This window comes from Flavobacterium indicum GPTSA100-9 = DSM 17447, assembly GCF_000455605.1.
Taxonomy (GTDB): domain Bacteria; phylum Bacteroidota; class Bacteroidia; order Flavobacteriales; family Flavobacteriaceae; genus Flavobacterium; species Flavobacterium indicum.
In genome coordinates this window covers 1813511-1836390 of sequence record NC_017025.1, presented here as the reverse complement: position 1 = coordinate 1836390, position 22880 = coordinate 1813511, and the positions used below count along the sequence as shown (strand labels likewise).

24 protein-coding genes and 1 tRNA gene are annotated in these 22880 nt (G+C 30.0%); all 25 read left to right on the top strand.

Annotated features, from left to right (window positions below):
• The first annotated feature begins 21 nt into the window (after window positions 1-21).
• The 25 genes from KQS_RS08495 to KQS_RS08375 all read left to right on the top strand — a co-directional run bounded on the left by KQS_RS08495 (window position 22) and on the right by KQS_RS08375 (window position 22876).
• Entirely contained in the window at window positions 22-384 is a 363-nt protein-coding gene (locus tag KQS_RS08495; protein ID WP_014388776.1) for a four helix bundle protein, read from the top strand.
• A 42-nt stretch (window positions 385-426) separates the two neighbouring features.
• The gene (locus KQS_RS08490) at window positions 427-1116 is read left to right on the top strand and encodes an RluA family pseudouridine synthase (RefSeq protein ID WP_014388775.1); all 690 of its coding nucleotides are present in this window, start codon (window positions 427-429) and stop codon (window positions 1114-1116) included.
• A gap of 67 nt (window positions 1117-1183) precedes the next feature.
• Window positions 1184-1681, top strand: coding sequence for a thiol peroxidase (gene tpx / locus KQS_RS08485; RefSeq protein ID WP_014388774.1), 498 nt, complete (start codon window positions 1184-1186; stop codon window positions 1679-1681).
• Window positions 1682-1689: 8 nt separating this feature from the next.
• Window positions 1690-2058 carry a diacylglycerol kinase family protein gene (locus KQS_RS08480; protein ID WP_014388773.1) on the top strand — a complete coding sequence of 123 codons (369 nt, stop codon included), beginning with the start codon at window positions 1690-1692 and terminating at the stop codon, window positions 2056-2058.
• Window positions 2059-2074: 16 nt separating this feature from the next.
• Complete coding sequence (locus KQS_RS08475) at window positions 2075-4570, top strand: DNA translocase FtsK (RefSeq protein ID WP_014388772.1); 2496 nt, start codon at window positions 2075-2077, stop codon at window positions 4568-4570.
• 7 nt (window positions 4571-4577) lie between these two features.
• Entirely contained in the window at window positions 4578-5225 is a 648-nt protein-coding gene (locus KQS_RS08470) for a LolA family protein (protein WP_014388771.1), read from the top strand.
• 5 nt (window positions 5226-5230) lie between these two features.
• Window positions 5231-7234: an LptF/LptG family permease gene (locus KQS_RS08465; RefSeq protein WP_014388770.1), complete on the top strand. Its 2004-nt coding sequence runs from the start codon at window positions 5231-5233 to the stop codon at window positions 7232-7234.
• 28 nt (window positions 7235-7262) lie between these two features.
• Entirely contained in the window at window positions 7263-8393 is a 1131-nt protein-coding gene (gene ribB, locus KQS_RS08460) for a 3,4-dihydroxy-2-butanone-4-phosphate synthase (RefSeq protein WP_014388769.1), read from the top strand.
• Window positions 8394-8522: 129 nt separating this feature from the next.
• Window positions 8523-8607: transfer RNA gene (locus KQS_RS08455), tRNA-Ser, on the top strand.
• A 277-nt stretch (window positions 8608-8884) separates the two neighbouring features.
• Complete coding sequence (locus KQS_RS08450) at window positions 8885-10138, top strand: site-specific integrase (RefSeq protein ID WP_014388768.1); 1254 nt, start codon at window positions 8885-8887, stop codon at window positions 10136-10138.
• 97 nt (window positions 10139-10235) lie between these two features.
• A complete protein-coding gene (locus tag KQS_RS08445) occupies window positions 10236-10754 on the top strand; it encodes a rhodanese-like domain-containing protein (RefSeq protein ID WP_014388767.1) in 519 nt (172 codons plus the stop codon).
• Between the two features lie 11 nt (window positions 10755-10765).
• Window positions 10766-11101, top strand: a complete 336-nt coding sequence (locus KQS_RS08440; protein WP_014388766.1) for an arsenosugar biosynthesis-associated peroxidase-like protein — start codon at window positions 10766-10768, stop codon at window positions 11099-11101.
• A gap of 14 nt (window positions 11102-11115) precedes the next feature.
• The gene (arsS, locus tag KQS_RS08435; protein WP_014388765.1) at window positions 11116-12171 is read left to right on the top strand and encodes an arsenosugar biosynthesis radical SAM (seleno)protein ArsS; all 1056 of its coding nucleotides are present in this window, start codon (window positions 11116-11118) and stop codon (window positions 12169-12171) included.
• A gap of 2 nt (window positions 12172-12173) precedes the next feature.
• Window positions 12174-12773: a TIGR04282 family arsenosugar biosynthesis glycosyltransferase gene (locus KQS_RS08430; RefSeq protein WP_014388764.1), complete on the top strand. Its 600-nt coding sequence runs from the start codon at window positions 12174-12176 to the stop codon at window positions 12771-12773.
• Between the two features lie 2 nt (window positions 12774-12775).
• A complete protein-coding gene (locus tag KQS_RS08425; RefSeq protein WP_014388763.1) occupies window positions 12776-13591 on the top strand; it encodes a purine-nucleoside phosphorylase in 816 nt (271 codons plus the stop codon).
• A gap of 12 nt (window positions 13592-13603) precedes the next feature.
• A complete protein-coding gene (gene arsM, locus KQS_RS08420; protein ID WP_014388762.1) occupies window positions 13604-14572 on the top strand; it encodes an arsenosugar biosynthesis arsenite methyltransferase ArsM in 969 nt (322 codons plus the stop codon).
• A 9-nt stretch (window positions 14573-14581) separates the two neighbouring features.
• Window positions 14582-15685 (top strand): inorganic phosphate transporter, encoded by a 1104-nt coding sequence (locus KQS_RS08415; protein ID WP_041252060.1) that lies wholly within the window; start codon window positions 14582-14584, stop codon window positions 15683-15685.
• A gap of 5 nt (window positions 15686-15690) precedes the next feature.
• Window positions 15691-16566 carry a sterol desaturase family protein gene (locus KQS_RS08410; RefSeq protein ID WP_014388760.1) on the top strand — a complete coding sequence of 292 codons (876 nt, stop codon included), beginning with the start codon at window positions 15691-15693 and terminating at the stop codon, window positions 16564-16566.
• Window positions 16567-16620: 54 nt separating this feature from the next.
• A complete protein-coding gene (locus KQS_RS08405) occupies window positions 16621-17376 on the top strand; it encodes a DUF547 domain-containing protein (protein WP_014388759.1) in 756 nt (251 codons plus the stop codon).
• Entirely contained in the window at window positions 17369-18061 is a 693-nt protein-coding gene (locus KQS_RS08400; RefSeq protein ID WP_014388758.1) for a TIGR04283 family arsenosugar biosynthesis glycosyltransferase, read from the top strand. Before KQS_RS08405 ends, KQS_RS08400 begins: the two co-directional genes overlap by 8 nt.
• A gap of 50 nt (window positions 18062-18111) precedes the next feature.
• Window positions 18112-19407, top strand: a complete 1296-nt coding sequence (locus KQS_RS08395) for an NAD(P)/FAD-dependent oxidoreductase (protein WP_014388757.1) — start codon at window positions 18112-18114, stop codon at window positions 19405-19407.
• Between the two features lie 2 nt (window positions 19408-19409).
• The gene (locus KQS_RS08390; protein WP_014388756.1) at window positions 19410-20999 is read left to right on the top strand and encodes a 4Fe-4S binding protein; all 1590 of its coding nucleotides are present in this window, start codon (window positions 19410-19412) and stop codon (window positions 20997-20999) included.
• 49 nt (window positions 21000-21048) lie between these two features.
• A complete protein-coding gene (locus tag KQS_RS08385) occupies window positions 21049-21771 on the top strand; it encodes a DUF547 domain-containing protein (protein ID WP_014388755.1) in 723 nt (240 codons plus the stop codon).
• Window positions 21772-21803: 32 nt separating this feature from the next.
• Window positions 21804-22187 carry a toxin-antitoxin system YwqK family antitoxin gene (locus KQS_RS08380; protein WP_014388754.1) on the top strand — a complete coding sequence of 128 codons (384 nt, stop codon included), beginning with the start codon at window positions 21804-21806 and terminating at the stop codon, window positions 22185-22187.
• Window positions 22187-22876 (top strand): glycosyltransferase family 2 protein, encoded by a 690-nt coding sequence (locus tag KQS_RS08375; RefSeq protein ID WP_014388753.1) that lies wholly within the window; start codon window positions 22187-22189, stop codon window positions 22874-22876. The genes KQS_RS08380 and KQS_RS08375 overlap by 1 nt, the downstream gene beginning before the upstream one ends.
• Window positions 22877-22880: the final 4 nt, after the last annotated feature.

The window sequence follows — 22880 nt, the reverse complement described above, 5'->3', positions numbered from 1 at the left end:
AATATAATTTTTAAGAAATAAATGCATAAATTTAAAGAACTTGAAATTTGGAAAAAAAGTAGGTTGTATTGTTCTAAAATATATTCAGAAACAGCAATTTTTCCACTAGAAGAAAAATTTGGTTTGACAAATCAGTTAAGACGTGCGTCGGTTTCAATTGCATCAAATATAGCAGAAGGGTCTTCAAGAAGTTCAAATAAAGATTTTTCAAGATTTTTAGAAATTGCAATTGGTTCTGCATATGAAGTTGAAACACAATTGTTAATTTCCAATGATTTAGGATTTTTAAATGAAGATAAAGTTGTCGAATTAACGAATGAATTGAATGAAATAATAAAAATGATTTCACGATTTCGTTCTACATTAAAATTAAATGATGTTTAATGTATAATAAATCTAAACATCTAAATTGTCTAAATAATCTAAATGAAATTAGTTTCAAATAAAGATAATCTTCAAGTTTTATTTGAGGATAATCATATTATAGTTATTAATAAACGCGTGGGCGATCTTGTACAAGGTGATAAAACAGGTGATGTTCCCTTATCGGATATTGTAAAAGCGTATATCAAAGAGAAGTACAACAAACCTGGTGCTGTTTTTTTAGGCGTTATACATCGTTTAGACCGACCTACAACAGGTATTGTAGTTTTCGCCAAAACGTCAAAAGCATTAACACGTTTAAACGAAACTTTTAAAAATAGAGAAACACAAAAAACCTATTGGGCCATTGTTAAAAATCAACCCCCACAAACGGAGGATATATTAATTCATTACATCAAAAGAAATCCCAAAAATAATACTTCAAAAGCGCACGTAAATGAAGTGCCAGAGAGTAAAAAAGCAAGCTTAGCATACAAGATTATCAAGAAATTAGATAATTATTATGCCTTAGAAGTAGATTTACATACCGGGAGACATCATCAAATTAGAGCGCAATTAGCAGCAATAGGTTGTCCAATTAAAGGAGATTTAAAATATGGGTTTGATAGAAGCAACGCGGACGGGGGAATCCATCTTCATGCTCGAAAACTAAATCTTATTCATCCAGTTACCAAAGAAAACTTAGAATTTATTGCGCCAACTCCAGAGGAAACAATTTGGAAATTAGTGTAAATTTTAGTAAAATATTGTGACGAGTAAACTAATTTAATTTTGTATTTTTGACCACAAAAAAATTGATATGGCAACAGTAACATTAGGAGGAAATCCAACGCATACAAATGGTGAATTACCAACAATTGGTTCTAAAGCACCTGAATTTAAATTAGTTGATGCTAATTTAGGAGAAATTACTTTAGGTAGTTTCGCTGGACAAAATGTAATTTTAAATATTTTTCCAAGTGTTGATACAGCTACTTGTGCAACATCTGTAAGAACATTTAATAAATTAGCTTCTGAACTACCTAATACTAAAGTATTATGTATTTCAAGAGATTTGCCTTTTGCTCAAAAACGTTTTTGTGGAGCTGAAGGTATTGAAAATGTTATTAATTTATCTGATTTCAGAGATGCTTCATTCGCTAAAGATTATGGTGTTTTGTTAACAGATGGTGCTTTAAATGGATTACATGCTAGAGCTATTGTAGTGGTGGATGCTAATGGAGTTGTAAAACATACTGAGTTAGTTTCTGAAATTGCTAATGAACCAAATTATGATAATGCTTTACAAGCACTATAATTTTTAAAATGAAACAAGAAAACGGATTCGTTTCTGGAAGAATAAAAAGTGTAAAATTTGCTGTTTTAGGAGCTTATAAATTAATAACAACCGAACATAGTGTAATGGTGCAGTCTTCTTTGGCTGTATTAATGACAATTGCAGGTTTTTATTTTAAAATTTCAAGAGAAGAATGGATGATGCAAATCCTTGTATTTGGCTTAGTTCTTGCTATTGAAGGATTGAATACTGCTGTTGAAAAAATTGCAGATTTTATACATCCAGATTATCATGAAAAAATAGGATTTATAAAAGATATTGCTGCAGGAGCGGTAATGTTTGCTGCAATGAGTGCAATCGCTGTAGGAACATTAATATATTTACCAAGAATATTATAATTTCTAATTGTTTTGAATGGCTAAAAAAGAAACTCAAAATACCTCTGAAACCAAAGCAGGTCAGTCAATATTAAAAACTTCAAGGGCACAAAAATTTGTCTTTGGGGTCTTTTTAATTTTAGTAGCTGTTGTTTTATTGTTATCTTTTATCTCCTATTATATTTCTGGCTCAAATGATCAAAGTCAAGTTAGTGAATTAGCCAATAGAACTGTAGAAGTAGAAAATTGGTTAGGTAAAGCAGGAGCATGGTTAGCTGACTTATTCTTGTATAAAGGTTTTGGTATTGCCTCTTTTTTTATTGTAAAAATCATTGCTGTGGTAGGAGCCTACTTAATTGTAGATTTACCATTGTCAAAATTAAAGAAAACAATTTTTTGGGATTTATTTTTAACCGTAAATTGTGCAATATTTTTTGGACTAATATGGAATATTATTCCACATTTATCTGGAATTGTAGGCTATGAAATTCATAATTTTATTGCTGATTATACAGGTACCATAGGAACTATTTTACTATTGATTTTTAATTTGACTATTTTCTTAATTTTCAAAATTAAAATGTCGCCTGACAAGGTGAAAGATTATTTGGAGAAAAAAAATCAGCCAACCGAAGAAGAAGTTATTCTAAATGAAATAAATAACGAAGCAGCAATTGTTGAAGAGCCCGTTGAAGACAATGAGAATGTTCCAATTGCAAACCCAATAAATACTACAAACCCAATACTAGTTGAAGCGGAGGAAGATGACGATTCATGGCAGGATATGAAAGTTATTCAGCGTCCTGAAACAACTTCATTTGAAATTAATAAAGAAGAATTAAAACCTACCATTCAACACGCATCTGAAATTCATATTCCAAAAGAACTTCCGCTTGACCCTGTTGTGAAGCAACCGCAAATAATTGAAACCGAAGACTCTTCATTTGTTATCGAAAAGCCAGAAGAAGAGGATATTGTGGAAGAAAGTTTAGCTCAAAAGTTAGTGCAAGATTTTGGAGAGTTTGATCCAACGCTTGAATTATCCAATTATAAATTTCCGTCTATTGAATTGTTAAAGGAATATAGCGGAAGTGGTATTACTATTAATCAAAACGAATTAGAAGAAAATAAAAATAGAATTGTAGATACTTTACGTAATTACAAAATCGATATTGCTCAAATTAAAGCTACGGTAGGACCAACAGTTACATTATATGAAATTGTACCGGAAGCTGGAATTCGAATTTCAAAAATTAAAAGTTTAGAAGATGATATTGCCTTATCATTGGCTGCTTTAGGAATACGTATTATTGCACCAATTCCTGGGAAAGGAACAATTGGTATTGAAGTGCCTAATGCTTCGCCTTCAATGGTGTCTATGAAAGGTGTTATTGCATCACCTAAATTCCAACAAGCCGAAATGGAATTACCTATAGCATTAGGAAAAACCATTTCTAACGAAACATTTGTAGTCGATTTAGCTAAAATGCCACACTTATTGATGGCTGGAGCTACAGGTCAAGGAAAATCTGTAGGCTTAAATGCTGTTTTGACTTCTATTTTATACAAAAAACATCCGGCTGAAGTTAAATTTGTCTTGGTTGATCCTAAGAAAGTAGAATTGACTTTATTCAATAAAATTGAACGACATTATTTAGCTAAATTACCTGATTCTTCTGATGCAATTATTACAGATAATGCTAAGGTTATCAATACATTAAATTCACTATGTGTGGAAATGGATAATCGTTACAATTTATTAAAAGATGCTTCGGTAAGAAATATTAAAGAATACAACGAGAAATTTAAAAATAGAAGATTAAATCCAGAAAACGGCCATCGATTTTTACCTTATATTGTTTTGGTTGTGGATGAATTTGCCGATTTAATTATGACGGCAGGTAAAGAAGTTGAAACTCCTATTGCGCGTTTGGCTCAATTAGCTCGTGCTATTGGAATTCACTTAATTATTGCCACACAACGACCGTCTGTAAATGTAATTACGGGTATTATTAAGGCAAACTTCCCAGCAAGAATTGCCTTCCGTGTAACATCAAAAATAGATTCAAGAACTATTTTAGATAGTCAAGGTGCCGACCAATTAATTGGACGTGGTGATTTGTTATATACACAAGGAAACGATTTAACACGTGTACAGTGTGCTTTTGTTGATACACCTGAAGTTGAAAAGATATGTGAATTTATTGGTTCTCAAAAAGCCTATCCAAATGCTTATTTATTACCTGAATATGTTGGGGAAGAAGGAAATGGTGTTAATCTGGATATTGATATTGCCGATCGAGATGCTTTGTTTAGAGATGCAGCTGAAGTAGTGGTTACAGCTCAACAAGGATCTGCTTCTTTAATTCAAAGAAAATTAAAATTAGGTTACAATAGAGCAGGACGTTTAATTGATCAGTTAGAAGCAGCTGGAATTGTAGGTCCTTTTGAAGGAAGTAAAGCAAGAGCTGTTTTAATTCCTGATTTAGTTTCTTTGGAACAATTTTTGAATAACGAACAAAATAATTTATAATAGAAAAATGAAAAATTTTTTAAAGATTACCGCTTTATTGTTGTTATTTGTAGTAAGTACACAAGCACAGGAAAAAAATAAAGCAAAAGCATTATTAGATCAAGTAGTAGCAAAAACAAAATCATATAAGAATATTGTTATTGACTTTAAATATTCGATTTATAACGCTAAAGAAAAAATTAATCAAGAGAGCAAAGGTAATGTTGCTATGGAAGGAAACAAATATGTGTTAAATTTCATGGGAATGACAAAACTATTTGACGGAAAAAAAGTATATACGATTGTTCCAGAAGATGAAGAAATTACAATTTCTAATTATGATGAAGCCGATGCTAACTCGGTTTCTCCTAACAAGATATTTTCTTTTTTTCAAAAAGGATTTAGTTATACTATGGATATAAAGCAAAAAGTAGCTGGAAAAAACATTCAATATGTTAAATTAACGCCTACTAATGGTAAAGATCAACGTAAAGAAATTTTAATAGGTATCGATACCAAAACAAAGCATATCTACAATTTAATTGAAGTTGGAAAAAATGGTACAAAGACTACATTAACCGTAGCATCTTTTAAATTTAATCAAGCATTATCTAAAACACATTTCACATTTGATAAAGCAAAATATCCTAAGTATTATATCAACAAAGCCGATTAATTACTGTGAAGATAATTGACAAATATTTATTAAAATCATTTTTGATTACGTTTGCTTCTGTATTCGTAATCCTTTTTTTTATATTCGTATTACAAAGTATTTGGCTTTTCATTGCTGAATTAGCAGGTAAGGATTTAGATTTTATTACAATATCTAAATTTATTTTGTATTTCATGCCTACTATGGTTCCATTAGTATTGCCTTTGTCTATTTTATTGGCATCAATTATGACTTTTGGTAGTATGGCTGAAAACTATGAATTTGCTGCCATGAAATCGGGTGGAATTTCATTAAAAAGAGCCATGAAAGTTCTGGTGTATTGTACTTTGGTTATGAGTTTAATTGGTTTTTTATTCTCAAACAACATTATACCTGAAGCACAATATCGTTTTATCAATCTTCGTAAATCTATTTTACAAACAAAACCTGCAATGGCAATTGGTGAAGGCCAGTTCAATAAAATAGGTTCTGCATTCAACATTAAAGTTGAAAAAAAATCTGGTGAAAATGGAGAGTTTTTAGAAGGTGTTACCATGCATATTAAAAAAAATGAATACGCTCCTGTTTCAACTGTTATTAGAGCAAAAAAAGGCGTATTGAAAAGTGACGATACTACCAATCTATTGCAATTAGATTTATTGGATGGTTATTATTATGAAGATGTGCAAACTCAAAAGCTAGAAGATAAACAGAAAATGCCTTTTGCTAAAAGCAGTTTTAAAAAATATACAATTAATATTGATTTAGCTAAATTAAATAATGCAGGTTCTGACAATGCAGAGATTATTAATGCACACAACATGTTGACCATGTCGGAGCTTAATATTATGCTTGATTCCATGGAAAAAAGTTTTAAAAAAGATGTTATTTCATATAGCGAAAATTTAGACTCTAAATCCAATCCTTTTTCCGATCAGCCTGTTAATAATCAATTAAATAAGATAAAGACAGTTGTAAATAAAACACAAGATAATAATTTACTTGACTTATTTTCTGCAGATCGAAAACCAATAATTAAGGACATTGCTATGAGTCAGGTAAATAACGCAATTTTTACTTTAGATGGCTACTCGTTTGATTTACAAACAAAAAGAAATTTTATTAATGATTATTGGATTTCCTTTTATGATAAAATCATTGTTGCTTATGCGTGTTTATTAATGTTTTTTATAGGGGCTCCATTAGGCGCAATTATTAGAAAAGGAGGATTAGGTTTACCAATTGTTTTTGCAATATTAATTTTTATTACGTTTAACTTTGCTAATACTTTTGGAAAAAAACTAGCGGGTCAAGACGGAATTCATCCTTTTTTAGGAGTGGCTGCTGGCTCACTGATTTTAACCCCTTTAGCTATTTTCTTAACCAAAAGAGCCACTAACGACCAAAACGTTACTATTAATTTAGATTGGTTATTTGAACCAATTAAAAATTTGTTTGTAAAATCAAGCCTAGACAATCTAAAAGCAAACTATGCAATTGCATCACTAGATGCCATGAGTATTAATACAGATGATATAGATTACAAAGACTTACTTCAAAAAGAGACCAATGTTTTAATAGAAATTGTGAAAAATGCTTTGCAATTTGGATATCCAGAATTATATAGAAAAAAGGCTTTAAAAATTCTTGAAACCAGAGGAATTACTCAAGATGAATTGTTGTTAGAAAATAATTTAATTGATCTAGAATACATTGAAATTTATTATCAAACGCAAGAATATAAAAGAACTTCCAAAGTAGCCTTGTTGTTATTTATACTAACTTTTATATTCGCAGTTTTAGTTAAAGTTAAAATATTCTTTGGTTTATTGGCAGGTATTTTATTGATAATGACGTATTTGTTTATTTATAAATCTACAGAGCATGCCTCTGAAATTGAAAGAATAAACAATAAAAATACATTTATTAATAAGGTATTGACTTTAGTAGGAGGTTTTCCTTTTTACATATTCTTTTACTTTTATAACCAATCAAAGATTAAAGAAATTTTAGCAGAATACAAAAAATAAACATAACCCAAACACACAACATTCCATTATGAGTACAACAATACAACTCAATACTATAGAAGAAGCAATTGAAGATATACGTCAAGGAAAAGTTATTATAGTAGTTGATGATGAAGATAGGGAGAATGAAGGCGATTTCTTAGCAGCAGCAGATAAAGTAACCCCAGAGATGATTAATTTCATGGCTACTCATGGAAAAGGATTAATTTGTGCTCCTTTAACCGAATCGCGATGTAAAGAATTAGAACTCTACGCCATGGTTTCTAACAATACCGATAATATGGAAACAGCTTTTACAGTTTCAGTTGATTTGAAAGGTAATGGCGTTACTACTGGTATTTCTGCCTCAGATCGTTCTAAAACTATTGAAGCCTTAGTTAATCCAGAAACAAAACCCTATGAATTAGGGCGCCCTGGACATATTTTTCCTTTAATTGCTAAACAAGGTGGTGTATTAAGAAGAACCGGACATACAGAAGCAGCTATAGATTTTGCTCGTTTGGCAGGATTTTCACCAGCGGGAGTAATTTGTGAAATCATGAATGATGACGGAACAATGGCACGCTTACCACAATTAGTAGAAGTTGCAAAAAGATTTGATTTGAAATTAGTTTCTATTGAAGATTTGGTGCGTTACCGTATGCAACACGATAGTTTAATCAAAAAGAAAGAAGATTTCGAAATAAAAACAAAATTTGGTACATTTAGATTACGTGCTTATTTGCAGGTTACTAATAAAAAAGTACATATCGCTTTAACTAAAGGAAGTTGGAAAAAAGGAGAGGAGATTTTAACCCGAATCAATTCTACTCAAATTACAAATGATATTTTAGGTAATTTAACTTCAAAAGAAGATAAACATTTAGAAAATATATTTGAAAAAATAAACGAATACGATAAAGCAGCTATCTTGTTTATTAATCAAGAATTACAATCTACCGATTTATTAGACCGTATTTCTGAATTAAGAAAATTACAAGAAGAAGGCGTTTTTGAAGCACCAAAAATTAAAATTGATACCAAAGACTTTGGAATTGGAGCTCAAATCTTACATGATATTGATATTACACGTATTAAGTTAATGACAAATTCGTTTCAAAGTAAACGTGTAGGAATGATAGGTTATGGCCTAGAAATTACAGATTATATTAGTTTTTAATTTATAAATAAAATATAAGAGTTGGATTATCAACGAATTAAAAAATAATCAAAAAAAAGTTATTTAATTCGTTTGGAGATTATAAAAAAGGGGCTATATTTGCACCCGTAATAATCGAAACGGATTATAGGAGAAATGGCAGAGTGGTCGAATGCGGCAGTCTTGAAAACTGTTGACTGTAACAGGTCCGGGGGTTCGAATCCCTCTTTCTCCGCTGAAAAAAATCCTAAATGGTGTCAAAACCCCGGAAATCCTATGATTTTCGGGGTTTTTTGCTTTTGTCAATATATCAAATTATTCATTGAATCTTATCGCTAAAGGGACTAAATCGAGACCCTAGAAAAAACTAGAAATCTAGGGTCTCGCTAAAATCCTTTAACCCTTGCAAACACAGGGTTCAACGATGAATTAAATAGCTAGTTCACTCATTAAACATCTTGTTTGGCTTGGATTGAGAATTTAAATTGATAAATAATTAATCAGTCAATAAAATGAAAGCGAAAGTAAACCTGCATTTCTATGCAAAATCAACTAAAGCTAATTCCAAAGGGCAATTTCCAATTTATGTTCGCCTTACTGTAAATGGAATTAGAACAGAATACAGTACTAAAAAGTTCATAGAACCTAACCGATGGTTATCGGAAGTGGGTAAAATGAAGGGCACTACAGAAGAAGCCCGTTCAATAAATAGTTATCTTGATTTAATAAAATCGAAAGTATTAGATATTCAAATGGAATTAATTCATAAGAATCAAGAATTGAGTATTGATAACTTTAAAGAATTGCTTTTTGGCTCTGATGAAAAGCAGCGCATGCTCGTTCCTATCTTCCAAGACCACAACAATAAGATAAAAGAATTAGTGGGAAAAGAATATGCTCACGGAACGTTAGAACGTTATACCACTTCCCTAAAGCATACAATTGAATTCTTGGAATGGAAATACAATGTCTCAGATATTGAGATTTCTAAAATAAACCATGCTTTTATTACCGATTACGAATTCTATTTAAGAAGCGTTAGAAACTGCTCTAATAATACGGCTGTTAAATACATCAAGAACTTCAGTAAAATAATCAAAATTTGTTTGGCTAATGATTGGCTTGAGAAGAACCCATTTGCAAACTACAAAGCAAAAGTTAAAGAGGTTGAACGTGTTTATTTAACTGAAGAAGAAGTCCAGAATATAATTGAAAAAGATTTAAAGAATCATAGACTTTCACATGTTCGTGATATATTTCTTTTTAGCTGTTTTACAGGACTGGCGTACATTGATGTCAAAAACTTGACAAAATCACACATAAGCATCGGAATTGATGGTGAGAAATGGATTTTCACCCATCGTCAAAAAACTGAAAGTGCTTCAAAGATTCCAATACTACCAGTTACACAAATGATAATTGATAAATATGAAAATCATCCTCAATGCGTCGGAGAAAATAAACTGCTCCCAATTCTGTCAAATCAAAAAATGAATGCTTATTTAAAAGAAATTGCAGGAGTTTGTAAAATAGACAAAGAGCTAACATTTCATATTGCCCGACATACTTTTGCAACTACAGTAACACTTACTAATGGAGTTCCAATTGAAAGTGTGAGTAAAATGTTAGGTCATAAAAATTTGAGAACGACTCAACACTATGCAAAAGTATTGGATAGAAAAGTAAGTGAGGATATGCAGATTTTAAGGAATAAATTTAGCAATTATTTAAATTCAAAAAATGATTCAAGTGCTACAGGCACTTAATATTTTAAATTTAAATCACATAAAAGCTAACTTGATTGTGTTTAATAGTTGCTTAATTCAATAGCGATTTAGAAAAATAAAATGTCAGGAATTCAAAATGTTTTCGTCTATATTAGATAAAAATGTAATTATGCGACATTTCTTCCTTATTCTTTTACTTTTTTCTACCATAATTTATGGCCAGAATTCTATTCCTGAAGTATTAAAAAAATACAATTCAGAGCGTGTTTCGTATATAAATGTTAAACAAGCCTCGATTAAGTCACCTGTAGTCTTTTTAGATGCAAGAGAATTGATTGAGTATAATACGAGCCATATTAAGGGAGCTATACATGTAGGCTATAACAAGTTCAATCAAAAATTAGTTTTAGAAAAAATAAAAGATAAGAATACAACAATTATAGTTTATTGTTCTATTGGAGTAAGAAGTGAAAAAATTGGAGAAAAATTATTGAAGTTAGGTTATTCTAATGTTTTTAATCTTTATGGAGGCATTTTTGAATGGAAAAATAATGGTTATAAAGTATTTAATCATTTAGAGCAAGAAACAGAATATATACATACGTATAGTAAAGAATGGAGTAAATATCTAAAAAAAGGAATTCAAACTTATTAATATATAGCATCATGGAAAAAACATACTACGATCCATCAGATTTGAAAAAATTTGGAAAAATATCAGAATGGAATGAGGAATTAGGTTCAAAATTCTTCGAATACTATGGAAAAGTTTTTGAAGAAGGGAATTTAACAGCAAGAGAAAAATCATTAATCGCATTGGCAGTTGCTCATACTGTTCAATGTCCTTATTGTATAGATGCTTATACGGGCGATGGCTTAAAAAGAGGTATAACTAAAGAAGAAATGATGGAAGCTTTGCATGTAGCTGCTGCTATTAGAGGTGGAGCATCTTTAGTTCATGGTGTGCAAATGATGAACAAATATGACAAATTATCAATGTAATTTAATTAGAGCGAATGTTAGCAAAATCATTACAAGCAAAAAAAAGTGAGCTTTCAAAAACGGAAAAACAATTAGAAATTTTATCTAATGGTTTTTTTAAAGACGGATCTTTACCCACTTTTGCCAATAAACTTAAAGGAATAAATCAATTTCCTTTACGCCCGAAGAAGATTGAAATTTTACAAATTAATGTTGGGTACATGTGCAATCAAGTTTGTGCACATTGTCATGTAGATGCTGGCCCTGATAGAAAAGAAATCATGACAGTTGACACCATGGAGCACATTTTAAATGTTCTTAAAACAACCTCTGTACATACTTTAGATTTAACTGGTGGTGCTCCTGAAATGAATCCAAATTTTCGATGGTTTGTTGAAGAAGCTTCTAAATTAGGCGTAAAAGATTTTATAGTACGTTCTAACCTAACAATTATTTTAGCGAATAAAAAATACCATGACTTACCTGATTTTTTCGCTAAACATAATATTCATGTCATTTCTTCCTTACCCTTTTACAAGAGGGAAAAAACGGATAAGCAAAGAGGTGATGGAGTTTTTGATAAATCAATAAAAGCATTACAAATGCTTAATGATGTTGGTTATGGAAAAGAAGGAAGTCCACTTAAATTAGATTTAGTATATAATCCTTCCGGAGCATTTCTTCCTACTGATCAAATGGCTTTAGAAAAAGATTTCAAAAAAGCATTAAAGGAAGATTTTGATATTGATTTCAATAATTTATTTGCCATTACTAATATTCCAATTAGTAGATTTTTAGATTATTTAATTGCTTCAGATAATTACGAAGATTATATGTATGCTTTAGTAGAAGCATTTAATCCAAAAGCAGTTGCAAATGTAATGTGTACCAACACGATTTCTGTTAGTTGGGATGGTTATCTGTATGACTGCGATTTTAATCAAATGTTAGGTCTAAAAGTAGCTTCAAAAGAAAAACATATTTCAGAATATAATGAAGAATCTTTAAATGATCGAGACATTGTAATTTCTCAGCATTGTTATGGATGTACTGCTGGAGCAGGAAGTAGTTGTCAAGGTACGGTAGCTTAATTATGGAAAAGAAATTAGTTTTAGTTTTTACTAGAAATCCTGAATTAGGAAAAGTAAAAACCCGATTAGCAGTAACAATTGGAAAAAAAAATGCTCTTAAAGTTTATGTTCATTTGTTAGCTCATACTAAACAATGTATCGCTCAAGTAAATGCTTTTAAGCGTGTATTGTATTCCAATGATATTGTTTTAAATGATATTTGGGACACTGCTACTTTTGAAAAAGATATTCAACAAGGAACCGATTTAGGATTGAGAATGAAAAATGCTTTTGAAAAAGGATTTAAAAATGGTTTCGATAAAATTGTTATTGTAGGTTCTGATTTGCCAACTCTTGAATCAAAAGATATTGAAGATGCTTTTAAACTATTAGATGAAAATGAAGTTGTTATCGGCCCTGCTGAAGATGGAGGCTATTATCTATTAGGCTTGAAAACAATTCCAAATGGGATATTCGAAAATAAAAATTGGGGAACTAACACGGTTTTATCAGATACATTAACCAATTTATCGAATATCAATACAGCATTTTTAAGAATGCAAAACGATATCGACACCATCGACGACATTAAAAATATTCCAGAATTTCAAAAATATCTATAGAAATGAATATAAAAACAATAGAAATAACTACAAGTTTTCTTAAAGAGAAAGGTTTTGTTAATCCTGAAATTGGTATTGTATTAGGAACAGGACTTGGACAATTAGTAAATCATTTGACCATTGAATGCGAAATAAATTATGCTGATATTCCAAATTTTCCTTTGTCAACTGTAGAGTTTCACTCAGGGAAATTACTTTTTGGAACTCTAGAAGGTAAAAAAGTTATTTTAATGCAAGGACGATTTCACTTGTATGAAGGGTATAGTTTGCAAGAAATAACTTTTCCTATACGAATATTGAGTGCTTTAGGTATAAAAAAACTGCTAATTTCAAATGCAGCAGGAGCTATTAATTTGAATTACAAAAAAGGCGATTTGATGTTGCTTGATGATCATATTAATTTGCAAGGAGGTTCACCATTGGCATTTGCTAATGTTTCTGATTTTGGGGAACGATTTACCGATATGTGTGCGCCCTATGATGAAGATATGAATACCAAAATTACAGCAATAGCAAAACAGAATGCTATTGTGCTTCGCAAAGGGGTTTATGCTGCTGTTGTAGGTCCACAATTGGAAACAAGAGCAGAATATCGCTATTTAAAAATTATTGGCGCAGATGCTGTTGGTATGAGTACAGTTCCTGAAGTAATCGTTGCAAATCATTTACAACTGCCTGTTTTGGCCGTTTCAGTTTTAACTGATGAATGTAATCCTGATGATTTAAAACCAGTAAACATTCCTGAAATTATAGCCATTGCTGGAGAAGCAGAACCTAAAATGATTACACTATTTAAAGCATTAATTAAAAATATTTAAAATTTTACTACTATGAGTTATTTAAACGCAACAAACGATTTATATAAAAATGCCGCATTAACACCCGATGTTGGTTTATGTTGTACAACAACACCTATCTGGAAATTTCCTGGTTTAGAAATTCCAAAAATTATGCAAGAAATGAATTATGGTTGTGGTAGTACTATTTCGGCACAAGATTTAATTAATAATCCAAAGATTTTATATGTAGGTGTTGGCGGTGGAATGGAATTGTTACAATTCTCATATTTTTCTAGACAAAAAGCAGGAGTTATTGGTGTAGATGTTGTAGATGAGATGTTAGAAGCTTCTAGAAAGAACTTCCTTATTGCTGAACAAGAGAACGAATGGTTTAAAAGTGAATTTGTTGAGTTAAGAAAAGGCGATGCATTGAATTTACCTATTGAAAATGAAAGTATTGATGTTGCTGCACAAAACTGTCTTTTTAATATTTTTAAAGCCGAAGATTTAAAAAAAGCATTGCAGGAAATGTATCGAGTTTTAAAGCCTCACGGACGTTTAGTTATGAGTGATCCTACATGCGAACAAGAAATGAACGAAACTTTAAGAAACGATGATCATTTACGAGCATTATGTTTAAGTGGTAGTATTCCTATTGCTGATTATATTAAAGCTTTAACGGATGTTGGGTTTGGTACTATTGAGATAAGAGGTAGAAGACCTTATAGAATTTTAGATACAGAAAATTACCCAACAGATGAATTAATTTATATTGAAAGTATAGAGGTTTGTGCGATAAAAGACCCTATGCCAGCAGATGGTCCATGCGTTTTTACTGGTAAAGCTGCAATTTATTTTGGTAAGGAAGATTATTTTGATGATGATAAAGGTCATGTCTTGATGAAAAATCAACCATTAGCAATTTGCGATAAAACAGCAACTGCAATAGCATCATTAAATAGAAGTGATATTTTCATTAGTGAAAGTACCTATCATTATAACGGAGGAGGATGTTGTTAATTCATGAATATGACAAATTTAATTTTAATTTTAGCAGTAGTTTTTTTATCATTTAATAATGGTGCTAATGACATTTTTAAAGGTGTAGCAACTCTTTATAGCAGTAAAACTATATCATATAAAAGTGCACTTGTTTGGGCTGTTTTAACTACAATTTCAGGTTCTATTTGTTCTATTTTTTTAGTTAAAAGTCTTTTGAAAAATTTTTCAGGTAAAGGATTAGTCCCTGATGAACTATTATTAAATCCCATATTTGCAATTTCAGTAGTTATTGGTGCTGCATTGACAATTTTTTTTGCAACTAAAATCGGAATGCCTGTATCTACTACACATGCATTGGTTGGAAGTTTGTTTGGAGTTGGAATATTGTCTGTTGGACTAGGATTTAATTTTCAGAAACTTGCGGATGCCTTTGTAGTTCCATTATTAGCAAGCCCTCTTTTAGCTTCAATTTTTGCTGTGTTTTTTTATTATTCATTTTCTTCAATTAGGAAAAAACTTGGAATCACAAAACAATCTTGCATTTGCTTGATTGAGGATTATAACGCCAAAGTAACTCATAATGATTTTGTATCTGAAATTAAAATTGAAAATGAACTAATTGTATCATCTTGTGATTCAACTTCAGAAATATATTCTAAAAGTATTTTTGGTATTTCAAGTCAAAAAATTGTTGATTTTTTTCATTTTATTAGTGCAGGTGCAGTTGGATTTGCTAGAGGATTAAATGATACACCAAAAATCGCTGGAATATTATTATTAATTACTTCTGTTAATTCAAGTTATTTCCTTTATGTTGTAGCCATTGCAATGGCTGTCGGAGGAATTCTAAATGCAAGAAAGGTTGCAAATACCATGAGTAATAAAATTACAACAATGAATACAGGACAAGGATTTACTGCAAATTTAGTTACAAGTATATTAGTTACTACGGCAAGTTTTAATAATTTACCTGTTTCTACTACTCATGTTTCTGTAGGTTCTATTTTTGGAATTGGATTAGTAAATAAATCAGCAGATTTCAAAATGATATTAAGAATAGTTTTGTCTTGGATACTAACATTACCAATAGCTGCAATTATAAGTGCAATTATTTTTTTCGTTCTTAAATAAATGCTATGAAAGATCAGTATATAGAACTTATAATAAACTCTTATAGTGGATATTTTAACTACTTGATAAATGAAATTCTTTATTGGAAATGGGACAACTATTTCTATGGTTTACTATTTATATCAGTAGTAGTTTGGCTATTAGAAATTGCCTTTTCTTGGCGAAAAAATCAACCCATATTTAGAAAAGATTTTTGGTTGGATTTGTTTTATATGTTTTTCAATTTCTTCCTATTGAATTTGCTTTTACTCATTGCTTTATCCAACGTAACCGAAGCATTATTTAATGACTTTTTAAACCTTTTTGGTTTTCAGATAAATTCAATTCAATTTTTTTCTTTATCAGAATTACCAAAGCCTTTTGGATTAATAATATTCTTTATTTTAAGTGATTTTGTGCAATGGAATACACACCGATTATTGCATCGCGTTCCGTTTTTGTGGCAAATTCACAAAACGCATCATTCGCCTAAGCAAATGGGTTTTGCCACTCAATTTCGATACAATTGGTTAGAAGCGGTGGTGTACAAATCAATACAATATATTCCATTAATATTAATTGGTGGTTTTGCTCTTGAAGATGTATTTGTTGTGCATTTTATTGCTATAGCCATTGGTCATTTGAATCATGCTAATATTGGTTGGGATTACAGTTTTTTAAAATATATTTTCAATAACCCAAAAATGCATATTTGGCATCATAGTAAAGCTTTACCTTCTAAATATGGGGCTAACTTCGGAATTTCATTGAGTATTTGGGATTATTTATTCAAAACCAATCATGTACCAAGAGATGGAAGAGATATAGAATTAGGTTTTTCAGACGAAGATGAATTTCCTCAAGATTTTTTGGAACAAGAACTTTATCCTTTTAAAAAATAGTTTGTCAGGAATTCATAAATGTTTCGACAATTCTAAAAATTAAATAAAATAGAAATGAGAAAAATATTTTTTATAATAGCCTTATTCCCTCTTTTGTCGTGTGCAAAGTCAAATGAAAATAGTATTCCTGAAATGGCTTATGCGGTAGAAAATCAAAATTCAACGAAAGCATTAGATCATCAAAAGTGGAACACATTATTGCAAAAATATGTTACAGACAAGGGGAATGTAGATTACAAAGGATTTAAGAAAGATGCAAAAGCATTACAAGTTTATTTAGATGAATTAACCACAAATGCACCTCAAAAATCATGGTCTCGTAATGCGATTTTAGCTTATTGGATAAACACATATAATGCGTTTACAGTAAAACTTATTTTAGATAATTATCCTGTAAAAAGTATAAAAGATATTAAAGATCCTTGGGGTAAAAAAAATTTTACAATAGGAACAAAAAAGTATAGCTTAGAAGAAATAGAGCACGAAATATTAAGAAAAATGAATGAACCAAGAATTCATTTTGCCATAAACTGTGCTTCTTTTTCTTGTCCAAACTTATCCAATCAAGCTTATACAGAAGCTAAATTAGAAATTCAATTAGAGGCTGGAGCAAAAGCATTTGTAAATGATAAAACTAAAAACACAATTTCTGCTAATACCGTAGAAATATCAAAAATATTTGATTGGTTTTCAGGAGATTTTAAAACAAATGGAACTATAATAGATTTTTTAAATAAGTATAGTTCCATAAAAATCAATAAAAGTGCAAAAGTAAAATACAAAGAATATAACTGGAGTTTAAATGATTAAAGTTTCTATAATAATTCCAATTCTTAATGAAGTCGATGCAATACATCGACTTTTGTTGCATATAGAAAAAACTATTTCTAAAGATAATTCATATGAAGTAATTGTTGTTGATGGTGGAAGTTCTGATGGCTCACAAGAATTAATTCAAGACTTCCAAGACGTAATTTTAATAGAGGCTCAAAAAGGAAGAGCAAAACAAATGAATGCCGGAGCAAAAATTGCAAAAGGAACAATTCTATATTTTTTACATTGTGATAGTTTTCCACCTAAAGATTTTGATTTAGAAATAATAAAACATGTTGATAAAGGTAATTTAGCAGGTTGCTTTCGTATGAAATTTGATTACAAACATCCAGTACTTTTAGTATCGCAGTGGTTTACAAGATTTAATCATATTTCTTGTCGTGGTGGGGATCAATCTTTATTTGTTACTAAGTATTTATTTGATAAAATTGATGGTTTTAATGAAAGCTATATTATTTATGAAGACAATGAAATTATCAAGCGACTCTATCAAGAAAAACAATTTGTTGTTATCCCTAAATATCTTATAACTTCAGCAAGAAGGTATCGTATTAATGGTGCTTGGAAGTTACAATACCATTTTACAATTATTCATTTAAAACGAAAGTTAGGGCATTCCGTAAAAAGTTTATTGAACTATTACAGTAAAAACGTAAAGTAAATTGTCAGGAATTTCATTTTATTTCGTCTAAACACTAAACAGATTAACTTATGGAACATATTGTTATAATAGGAAATGGAGTTTCGGGAGTTACTTTGGCTCGTCATATTCGAAAAAAATCCAATCATAAAATCACTATTATTTCTGAAGAGTCTAAATATTTCTTTTCAAGAACGGCTTTAATGTATGTTTTTATGGGGCATATGAAATTTGAGCATATACAGCCTTATGAAGATAATTTTTGGGAAAAGAATAAGATTGATATACTCAACAAAAAGGTAGAAGAGGTTTTTGTAAAAGAAAAAGCATTACTTTTAAATGACAATACTACTTTGCGTTTTGATAAATTGGTTATAGCCACAGGATCTAAACCTAATAAGTTCGGCTGGCCAGGACAAGATTTAAAAGGTGTAACAGGTTTATATCATAAACAAGATTTAGAAAACTTAGAAACACTTTCTACTCATGCTAAACATGCAGTAATTGTTGGTGGAGGTTTAATTGGAATTGAATTAGCGGAAATGTTACATTCAAGAAATATTGGTGTTACTTTTTTGGTTCGAGAAAGTAGTTTTTGGAATGGTGTACTGCCAGAAGGTGAAAGTGTGTTAATTAACAAACATATAAAAGAACATCATATTGATTTACGATTAGATACCGGTTTAAAAGAAATTATTTCTGATGAAAATGGATATGCCAAAGCGGTAATAACAGATAAAGACGAAATTATTGAATGTCAGATTGTTGGTTTAACAGCTGGTGTTTCACCTAATATTGACTTTCTTAAAAACTCGGGGATCGAGTTGGGTCGTGGTGTTAAAGTAAATCGTTTTTTAGAAACTAATATCAAAAATATTTATGCCATTGGTGATTGTGCCGAACAACACGAAAACATTGGTTTACGTCGCCCAATAGAAGCAGTTTGGTATACTGGAAGAATGATGGGCGAAGCATTGGCTCAAACATTAACAGGAAAACCAACGCAATACAATCCTGGACATTGGTTTAATTCAGCAAAATTTCTTGATATTGAATACCAAACGTATGGTTGGGTTTGGGCTGTAAAAAAAGACTACGAAGAACAATTTTATTGGGAACATAAATTGGGTAAAAAAGCAATTAGGATTTCATTTGATAAGCAAACAGGAATTTTTTTAGGCATAAATACATTCGGTATTAGATTGCGACACGAGTTTTTTGATAAAGTTCTAACTGAAAAACGAACAATAGATTTTGTAATTCAAAATTTGAAACAAGCCAATTTTGACCCAGAGTTTTTTACTTCTTATGAAGACGAAATACAAAATGCGTTTAACAACCAATTTTCAACTTTAAAAGCCAATTAGTTATGAATAAGTCTAATAACTTATCAATTGCTTCACATCAAAATAATACGTTAAATAGTTTACAAAAATTAGGTTTAACAGTTGGATTTGTTGGTGTTTTTATTTTGTTACTTACTCTTTTCAATGTTTCATTTCCTAATCAATCTATTTGGCTGAGCATTTCTATTGTTTCTATTTTAGTTGGTACAATTATTTATGCGAGAGCTACGTATTTAAGCAAACCAGAAGGGATTAGTAATACAGGCTTATTTCATAAATCATTAACGAATAAAGGTGTTATTGCTTGGATAATTGGTGTTGTGCTTACTGCATTTTATGTTGCATTATATTGGTTTCCTTCTTATTTAGGTTTAGGTGAAAATGGCACTGCAAATTCTGGAATTGTTGGTTTTTTTGATCCCTTAAGTTATTTAATAAACGGACATGCAGCCAGTCAATGGTTTGTATATGGAACGCTTTATACAGTTGCAATTCTTGGATTAGGTTATAAATTTATTTTAAAATATCGTCATAATAAGTACCAATTTGTGCGCACAATTTCTGTGATGTTTTTTCAATTAGGATTTGCTTTTTTAATTCCAGAAATGTTAACCAAGTTAAATCCAGAGCTTCCCTATTTTGCAAAAGATTTAAAAAATATGTGGCCACTAAACTATTATTTCTTTGAAGATTGGCATTTAACCAATATGCTTCAAGGAGGCAATTTAGGTATGTTTATGTTGATTTTTGGGATTGCAATGATATTTATTATTTCTCCAATACTTACTTATTTTTATGGCAAACGTTGGTATTGTTCTTGGGTTTGTGGCTGTGGTGGATTAGCAGAAACCGCTGGAGACAGTTTCCGTCATTTATCAATATCTACTCAAAAAGCATGGAAAATTGAGCGATGGATGATACACTCAGTTTTGGTTTTAGTTTTTGTTACAACTATTGCGGTTATTTTTACTTTTCTTTCTAATAATCCTCAAATGAGTTTTATTACAAAAGACCAATTTATATATGGTGTTGTAGCTTTTTTGATAATCTTCGTAGTGGCTTTATACATTTTTAAAAGAGATGATATGGATACTGATGCTATTTTTACTATGGTTTCATTATCTGTAATTATTTTCATTTCTTTATTAATCAACTTTTTTTCTAATAGTCAAAATATACTTTTTTTTGATAGTTACGAACTTCGTAAATGGTATGGATTTGGCATTGGAGCAGCTTTTAGCGGAGTAATTGGTGTTGGATTTTACCCATTATTAGGTAATAGAGTTTGGTGCCGTTTTGGTTGTCCAATGGCTGCAATACTAGGATTGCAACAGAGATTGTTTTCAAAATTTAGAATTACTACCAATGGAGGACAATGTATTTCTTGTGGAAATTGTACCACACATTGCGAAATGGGAATTGATGTTCGTAGCTATGCTCAAAAAGGAGAAAATATTGTTCGTTCTTCATGTGTTGGTTGTGGGATTTGTTCTGCGGTTTGTCCACGAGGTGTTTTAAAATTAGAAAATGCTTCAGAAAAAAATAGAATAAAAAGTAATGAAATTTTACTTGGTAATGATATCGATTTAATGAATTTACTAAACAATAAATAATTTTAAAATTATACAAGCTCAATAATTTATAACCCAAAATTTTGCAATTATGAAAAAAACTATAATTCTATTTACTTTTTTATTCTCTAGTTTTATTTCTAACTCACAAACTATTGATGCCTTTTTTGAACAAACCAATGAATTTTTTAAAAAATACGTTTCCGAAGACGGAAAAATTGATTACAAAACAATTAAAAAAAGCCCAGGAGAACTTATATATATACTTGATAATGCTTCAAAGTTAAAAGTACTTGCAATGGATAATAAAAATGTTGCTAAAGCATTTTGGATTAACGCATATAATTTACTTGTAATAAAGAGTGCAATAGATAATTATCCTACAAAATCGGTAAACGATATACCTGGCTTTTTTAATGAAAACATACACAGAATAGCCACTCAACAACTTACTTTAGATGATATTGAAAATGTTATTTTAAGAGAAATTTTCTTTGAGCCGGGAATACATTTTGTATTATCTAGTGCATCAAATGGAGGTTCTCCTTTTATAAAAGGTGCTTATTTACCCTCAAATGTAGATGAATTAATTAAAAAGCAAGCAATATTTTTAATTAACAAAGATCAATATGTAAGAGTTAATAAAAATACTAAAACTATCGAATTGTCAAAAATATTCGATTGGTATAAAAAAGATTTTGTGACTAACTATTTTGATGAAATTGACTTTTTAAATCTTTTTTTGAATAAAAAAATCGATAAAGGCTTTACAATAAAATATTATGATTTTGATTGGACATTAAACCAAAAATAGGATGAATATTTATGCTTAATTCTTTTAAAATTATGTCAATTATATTAAATGCATTGCAGTTTTTATCATTTCTTCCTAATGATTCCAAAATTTATTTTAAACAGTATTATGAAAATGGAATATTAAAAGAGGAAGGATGGTTAAAAAATAATAAAAAAACTGATTATTGGTACTATTATTATGAAAAAGGAAATAAAAAAGAAGAAGGACATTATTTTAATAATAAAAAAATAAAATGGTGGATATTCTATGATGAAAAACAAGTTGTTTTAAAAAAAAGTGAATATAAAAATGATGAATTGAATGGTTTAACAATTATATACAAAAAGGGTAAAATTGTGAGTGCTGAAAAATATAGTTCTGGTATTAAGATAAAACAATGGAATACTTTAGAAGAATTTAAAAAAGATAATTAATGACTAAAATTTATGTAATAATTCCTGCATATAATGAAGAAAAAGCAATTTCAAATGTAATAACCGAAATCCCAAAAATAGTTTCAAAAATAATAGTCATTAATAACAATTCAACTGATAACACTGCTCAAATAGCTTTTGCAAATGGGGCAATTGTACTTTCTGAAAAAAGAAGAGGATATGGATACGCTTGTCTCAAAGGATTGGATTATATTTCAAAACAGAAAACTAAGCCTGATATTGTAGTTTTTCTAGATGGTGATTATTCAGATTATCCTGAAGAATTAACAAAATTAGTAGCTCCTATTCTAAACGATAATGTTGATTTTGTAATTGGAGCAAGAGTTAATAAGTTTAGAGAAAAAGGTGCGATGACTCCGCAACAAATTTTCGGAAATTGGTTAGCTACTTTTTTAATGAAGCTTTTTTTTAATGCAAAATATACCGATTTGGGGCCATTTAGAGCAATTAAATATGAAAAGTTGTTAGCTTTAAAAATGCAGGACAAAACATACGGTTGGACAGTAGAAATGCAGCTCAAAGCGCTAAAACAAAAAATGACTTATATAGAAATTCCTGTGAAATATAAAAACAGAATTGGGGTTTCTAAAGTTTCTGGAACAGTAAAAGGAACTATAATGGCAGGAATTAAAATTATAGGTTGGATTTTTAAATATACTTTTAAATAATTTA

What these genes read in the sequence shown, in the direction of transcription:
- KQS_RS08415 (WP_041252060.1), top strand. Translation starts at nt 14,582, where the DNA reads ATGACAAATTTAATTTTAATTTTAGCAGTAGTTTTTTTATCATTTAAT.
- KQS_RS08425 (WP_014388763.1), top strand. Translation starts at nt 12,776, where the DNA reads ATGAATATAAAAACAATAGAAATAACTACAAGTTTTCTTAAAGAGAAA.
- arsS (WP_014388765.1), top strand. Translation starts at nt 11,116, where the DNA reads ATGTTAGCAAAATCATTACAAGCAAAAAAAAGTGAGCTTTCAAAAACG.
- ribB (WP_014388769.1), top strand. Translation starts at nt 7,263, where the DNA reads ATGAGTACAACAATACAACTCAATACTATAGAAGAAGCAATTGAAGAT.
- KQS_RS08385 (WP_014388755.1), top strand. Translation starts at nt 21,049, where the DNA reads ATGAAAAAAACTATAATTCTATTTACTTTTTTATTCTCTAGTTTTATT.
- KQS_RS08450 (WP_014388768.1), top strand. Translation starts at nt 8,885, where the DNA reads ATGAAAGCGAAAGTAAACCTGCATTTCTATGCAAAATCAACTAAAGCT.
- KQS_RS08480 (WP_014388773.1), top strand. Translation starts at nt 1,690, where the DNA reads ATGAAACAAGAAAACGGATTCGTTTCTGGAAGAATAAAAAGTGTAAAA.
- tpx (WP_014388774.1), top strand. Translation starts at nt 1,184, where the DNA reads ATGGCAACAGTAACATTAGGAGGAAATCCAACGCATACAAATGGTGAA.
- KQS_RS08490 (WP_014388775.1), top strand. Translation starts at nt 427, where the DNA reads ATGAAATTAGTTTCAAATAAAGATAATCTTCAAGTTTTATTTGAGGAT.
- KQS_RS08475 (WP_014388772.1), top strand. Translation starts at nt 2,075, where the DNA reads ATGGCTAAAAAAGAAACTCAAAATACCTCTGAAACCAAAGCAGGTCAG.
- KQS_RS08380 (WP_014388754.1), top strand. Translation starts at nt 21,804, where the DNA reads ATGTCAATTATATTAAATGCATTGCAGTTTTTATCATTTCTTCCTAAT.
- KQS_RS08440 (WP_014388766.1), top strand. Translation starts at nt 10,766, where the DNA reads ATGGAAAAAACATACTACGATCCATCAGATTTGAAAAAATTTGGAAAA.
- KQS_RS08400 (WP_014388758.1), top strand. Translation starts at nt 17,369, where the DNA reads ATGATTAAAGTTTCTATAATAATTCCAATTCTTAATGAAGTCGATGCA.
- KQS_RS08495 (WP_014388776.1), top strand. Translation starts at nt 22, where the DNA reads ATGCATAAATTTAAAGAACTTGAAATTTGGAAAAAAAGTAGGTTGTAT.
- KQS_RS08430 (WP_014388764.1), top strand. Translation starts at nt 12,174, where the DNA reads ATGGAAAAGAAATTAGTTTTAGTTTTTACTAGAAATCCTGAATTAGGA.
- arsM (WP_014388762.1), top strand. Translation starts at nt 13,604, where the DNA reads ATGAGTTATTTAAACGCAACAAACGATTTATATAAAAATGCCGCATTA.
- KQS_RS08410 (WP_014388760.1), top strand. Translation starts at nt 15,691, where the DNA reads ATGAAAGATCAGTATATAGAACTTATAATAAACTCTTATAGTGGATAT.
- KQS_RS08375 (WP_014388753.1), top strand. Translation starts at nt 22,187, where the DNA reads ATGACTAAAATTTATGTAATAATTCCTGCATATAATGAAGAAAAAGCA.
- KQS_RS08395 (WP_014388757.1), top strand. Translation starts at nt 18,112, where the DNA reads ATGGAACATATTGTTATAATAGGAAATGGAGTTTCGGGAGTTACTTTG.
- KQS_RS08470 (WP_014388771.1), top strand. Translation starts at nt 4,578, where the DNA reads ATGAAAAATTTTTTAAAGATTACCGCTTTATTGTTGTTATTTGTAGTA.
- KQS_RS08445 (WP_014388767.1), top strand. Translation starts at nt 10,236, where the DNA reads ATGTTTTCGTCTATATTAGATAAAAATGTAATTATGCGACATTTCTTC.
- KQS_RS08390 (WP_014388756.1), top strand. Translation starts at nt 19,410, where the DNA reads ATGAATAAGTCTAATAACTTATCAATTGCTTCACATCAAAATAATACG.
- KQS_RS08405 (WP_014388759.1), top strand. Translation starts at nt 16,621, where the DNA reads ATGAGAAAAATATTTTTTATAATAGCCTTATTCCCTCTTTTGTCGTGT.